The 1,750-nt window shown below is 29.7% G+C and carries 3 protein-coding genes; all 3 read left to right on the top strand.

Annotated features, from left to right (window positions below):
* On the top strand, positions 1 to 374 hold a 374-nt coding region (locus tag EAI80_RS13015; RefSeq protein ID WP_193760871.1), incomplete at its 5' end, for a transposase.
* A gap of 144 nt (positions 375 to 518) precedes the next feature.
* Entirely contained in the window at positions 519 to 1,169 is a 651-nt protein-coding gene (locus EAI80_RS13010) for a hypothetical protein (RefSeq protein WP_129982373.1), read from the top strand.
* Positions 1,170 to 1,259: 90 nt separating this feature from the next.
* On the top strand, positions 1,260 to 1,610 hold the full coding sequence (locus EAI80_RS13005) for a type II toxin-antitoxin system RnlB family antitoxin (RefSeq protein ID WP_129982372.1): 351 nt from the start codon (positions 1,260 to 1,262) through the stop codon (positions 1,608 to 1,610).
* Positions 1,611 to 1,750 lie beyond the last annotated feature (140 nt).

Below are 1,750 nucleotides of genomic sequence, written 5' to 3'. Positions count from 1 at the left end.
AGAAAAACATAGAAAAGTGTTGTGTATTATCACATGATGCATTACTTAATACTGATGGTGAGAAAGGCTTTAATACATTAGGCACAGAAATACAGGTAAAGAACGAGAAAATCAGCTATGAAGAAAAGAATCATAGACTACTCTGGTTAAATATAATAATCGGTAATATTAAAAATAATATTACTGGGATATATCATGGAATAACTAAAAGAGAGATGCCTTTATTCCTGAATGAACAGGAGTATAGATTTAACCATAGAAATATGGGAAAGACTGTTATGGATAAAATCAAGAAGTACCTGCAGAAATCATTTCCTATCAGTCATAGACTGATAGTATATATCCTGAATATTTCTGCTCCACACTTCTCTTAAATCGTCACCTGTAGATTATGGGTATTCAAAACTAATTTTCATATACAATGATAAAATTATTGATTTAAAAGCAATACTCTGGCATGAAAAGTATAATTATGTAACAAACAATTAATAAGCACTCTGCGTTCTCTATGTGGAGACATGATGCAAGACCTATGTCATACCCTAAAAGAAGAATCTGATATAGGTGCAGAGGTCACTCTTGTTGGTAGTGAAGCAAGAAATCTAATACTTCAAAATGCCAACGAACCCATAGATTTGGATTATAATCTTAAAATAGTCAGAAGTGATGACTGGGATTGTAAATATATCAAAGAATGCGTTAGAAAAGCTTTTAATATTGTTCTTAGAAAGCATGGATGGAGAGATTGTGAAGATTCCAAATCCTCATTAACCACTAAAAAATATTATATTCCAGGAAGTAAAACATTATTTTCGATAGATGTTTGCATCGTTTGTGAAGATGAAGATGGAAATCTTTATCGATTAATTCATAAAAAGACTGGTTACACTAATCTTAATAGTATTTCATATGCTGCTAGCATTTATCCTGGTCTTGTTACTAGAAGGCCTGTTAATGAATACTATTGGAATAAGGCTCCAAATTCTAGAGATATTAAATTTAAAGTCGATTATATTAAAAGTAATGGTAAGTGGGAATTAGTCAGAGAACAATATAAGAGTATCAAGAATAGATACTTAACACAAAACAATCATAATCACCCTTCATTTATTTGTTATATTGAAGCGGTAAATAACGTATATAACTCAAGAAAACATTGGAAGCAATAAACTGTTAAGAGTATTTTTAGAAAAGGGCTTGAACTTAATTAATGGATATTATATATTTGTCTATTCCATTTTGAAATGGAGGGATTATAAATGGAAAAACTATATGTAAATACACTTAATGATTCAAAATACATCGCATTAATCACAGTCCTTGATTATGAAATATTAGTAAGCAAATATCTAAAACAGTTATCATTTGAAGCTTCTCCCAATAAGCCCGAACATGTACTTGTAGATTTCGCTTTAAAAACAGGAATAGATAAATATAGATTTGTTGAATTTGATATTAATGAATCTGGAAAAATAGACTTAAATAGTTATAAGTATGTTTCACTTAATCCATTCTATGAGACTCTAGCAAACAACTTTCTTAAAGATAAGAAAGAGATAGTATTAAACTCTATTCTGACTGATTCACAAATAAATCAGCTATTGAATTAATCTTATAGTTTAAGAAGCAGTATTAATACGCCTGATTGTCCACACAATCAGGTTTTTCTTATATTGGTAATTTAAAATAACTAGGGGTTTCCTAAATTTTAATTATCACGCAGTAAGGGGTGAATCTCACCCCTTATTTC

The organism is Catenibacterium sp. co_0103, from assembly GCF_004168205.1.
Lineage (GTDB): Bacteria > Bacillota_I > Bacilli_A > Erysipelotrichales > Coprobacillaceae > Catenibacterium > Catenibacterium mitsuoka_A.
Note: the sequence above shows the minus strand (reverse complement) of the source record. Positions and strands in the feature narration are given on the sequence as shown.